This window comes from Streptomyces sp. NPDC043854, assembly GCF_056436005.1.
This window is the reverse complement of the sequence record NZ_JBWKDK010000113.1, coordinates 1,705-5,002: the sequence shown is the minus strand read 5'-3', so window position 1 is coordinate 5,002 and position 3,298 is coordinate 1,705. Positions and strand designations below refer to the sequence as shown.

Below are 3,298 nucleotides of genomic sequence, written 5' to 3'. Positions count from 1 at the left end.
GTTCGTTGCTTCAGAACTAACACAGTGGACGCGAGCAACTGAGGACAAGCCCTCGGCCTATTAGTACCAGTCAGCTCCACCCGTTACCGGGCTTCCACATCTGGCCTATCAACCCAGTCGTCTACTGGGAGCCTTACCCTCTCAAGGAGGTGGGAATACTCATCTTGAAGCAGGCTTCCCGCTTAGATGCTTTCAGCGGTTATCCCTCCCGAACGTAGCCAACCAGCCATGCCCTTGGCAGGACAACTGGCACACCAGAGGTTCGTCCGTCCCGGTCCTCTCGTACTAGGGACAGCCCTTCTCAATATTCCTACGCGCACAGCGGATAGGGACCGAACTGTCTCACGACGTTCTAAACCCAGCTCGCGTACCGCTTTAATGGGCGAACAGCCCAACCCTTGGGACCGACTCCAGCCCCAGGATGCGACGAGCCGACATCGAGGTGCCAAACCATCCCGTCGATATGGACTCTTGGGGAAGATCAGCCTGTTATCCCCGGGGTACCTTTTATCCGTTGAGCGACGGCGCTTCCACAAGCCACCGCCGGATCACTAGTCCCGACTTTCGTCCCTGCTCGACCCGTCGGTCTCACAGTCAAGCTCCCTTGTGCACTTACACTCAACACCTGATTGCCAACCAGGCTGAGGGAACCTTTGGGCGCCTCCGTTACCCTTTGGGAGGCAACCGCCCCAGTTAAACTACCCATCAGACACTGTCCCTGATCCGGATCACGGACCGAGGTTAGACATCCAGCACGACCAGAGTGGTATTTCAACGACGACTCCACAACCACTGGCGTGGCCGCTTCACAGTCTCCCACCTATCCTACACAAGCCGAACCGAACACCAATATCAAACTGTAGTAAAGGTCCCGGGGTCTTTCCGTCCTGCTGCGCGAAACGAGCATCTTTACTCGTAGTGCAATTTCACCGGGCCTATGGTTGAGACAGTCGAGAAGTCGTTACGCCATTCGTGCAGGTCGGAACTTACCCGACAAGGAATTTCGCTACCTTAGGATGGTTATAGTTACCACCGCCGTTTACTGGCGCTTAAGTTCTCAGCTTCGCCCCACCGAAATGGAGCTAACCGGTCCCCTTAACGTTCCAGCACCGGGCAGGCGTCAGTCCGTATACATCGCCTTACGGCTTCGCACGGACCTGTGTTTTTAGTAAACAGTCGCTTCTCGCTGGTCTCTGCGGCCACCCCCAGCTCAGAGTGCAAGACTCATCACCAGACGTGGCCCCCCTTCTCCCGAAGTTACGGGGGCATTTTGCCGAGTTCCTTAACCATAGTTCACCCGAACGCCTCGGTATTCTCTACCTGACCACCTGAGTCGGTTTAGGGTACGGGCCGCCATGAAACTCGCTAGAGGCTTTTCTCGACAGCATAGGATCATCCACTTCGCCACAATCGGCTCGGCATCAGGTCTCAACCTTGTATGAGGGACGGATTTGCCTACCCCTCGGCCTACACCCTTACCCCGGGACAACCACCGCCCGGGCTGGACTACCTTCCTGCGTCACCCCATCGCTTACCTACTACAAGTCTGGTCCGTCGGCTCCACCACTCCCCTTCACCCGAAGGATCCAGGACGGCTTCACGGACTTAGCATCGCTCGCCTCGATATTGGGCGTTTCAAAGCGGGTACCGGAATATCAACCGGTTGTCCATCGACTACGCCTGTCGGCCTCGCCTTAGGTCCCGACTTACCCTGGGCAGATCAGCTTGACCCAGGAACCCTTAGTCAATCGGCGCAAGAGTTTCTCACTCTTGTATCGCTACTCATGCCTGCATTCTCACTCGTGAACCGTCCACAACTACCTTCCGGCGCTGCTTCACCCGGCACACGACGCTCCCCTACCCATCACAGCCTCCGTTGGGAGTATTGCTGCAATGACACGACTTCGGCGGTACGCTTGAGCCCCGCTACATTGTCGGCGCGGAATCACTTGACCAGTGAGCTATTACGCACTCTTTCAAGGGTGGCTGCTTCTAAGCCAACCTCCTGGTTGTCTCTGCGACTCCACATCCTTTCCCACTTAGCGTACGCTTAGGGGCCTTAGTCGATGCTCTGGGCTGTTTCCCTCTCGACCATGGAGCTTATCCCCCACAGTCTCACTGCCGCGCTCTCACTTACCGGCATTCGGAGTTTGGCTAAGGTCAGTAACCCGGTAGGGCCCATCGCCTATCCAGTGCTCTACCTCCGGCAAGAAACACACGACGCTGCACCTAAATGCATTTCGGGGAGAACCAGCTATCACGGAGTTTGATTGGCCTTTCACCCCTAACCACAGGTCATCCCCCAGGTTTTCAACCCTGGTGGGTTCGGTCCTCCACGAAGTCTTACCTCCGCTTCAACCTGCCCATGGCTAGATCACTCCGCTTCGGGTCTAGAGCGTGCAACTCAACCGCCCTATTCGGACTCGCTTTCGCTACGGCTTCCCCACACGGGTTAACCTCGCTACACACCGCTAACTCGCAGGCTCATTCTTCAAAAGGCACGCAGTCACGAGACGTGCAAGCACGTCCGACGCTCCCACGGCTTGTAGGCACACGGTTTCAGGTACTATTTCACTCCGCTCCCGCGGTACTTTTCACCATTCCCTCACGGTACTATCCGCTATCGGTCACCAGGGAATATTTAGGCTTAGCGGGTGGTCCCGCCAGATTCACACGGGATTTCTCGGGCCCCGTGCTACTTGGGAGATGAGCAAGCAAGCCGTACAGATTTCAGCTACGGGGGTCTTACCCTCTACGCCGGACCTTTCGCATGTCCTTCGCCTATCCATACGGTTTCTGACTCGCCTCACAGCCGGCAGACTGTGAAAGCTCATTCCCACAACCCCACATGCGCAACCCCTGCCGGGTATCACACGCATACGGTTTGGCCTCATCCGGTTTCGCTCGCCACTACTCCCGGAATCACGGTTGTTTTCTCTTCCTGAGGGTACTGAGATGTTTCACTTCCCCTCGTTCCCTCCACACTGCCTATGTGTTCAGCAGTGGGTGACAGCCCATGACGACTGCCGGGTTTCCCCATTCGGACACCCCCGGATCAAAGCTCAGTTGGCAGCTCCCCGGGGCCTATCGCGGCCTCTCACGTCCTTCATCGGTTCCTGGTGCCAAGGCATCCACCGTGCGCCCTTAAAAACTTGGCCACAGATGCTCGCGTCCACTGTGTAGTTCTCAAACAACGACCAGCCACCCACCACCCCACCAGACAAGCCGATGAGTTCACTGGGGCCGGCACTGAAGACTGACCAACGGCCGTGCCTTCAGGACCCAACAACGTGCCAGG

The 3,298-nt window shown here is 57.0% G+C and carries 1 rRNA gene; it reads right to left on the bottom strand.

The annotated features are described in order from the left end of the window. Window positions 1-40 precede the first annotated feature (40 nt). Window positions 41-3,158 (bottom strand): 23S ribosomal RNA (locus AC068A_RS37060). Between the last annotated feature and the right edge of the window lie 140 nt (window positions 3,159-3,298).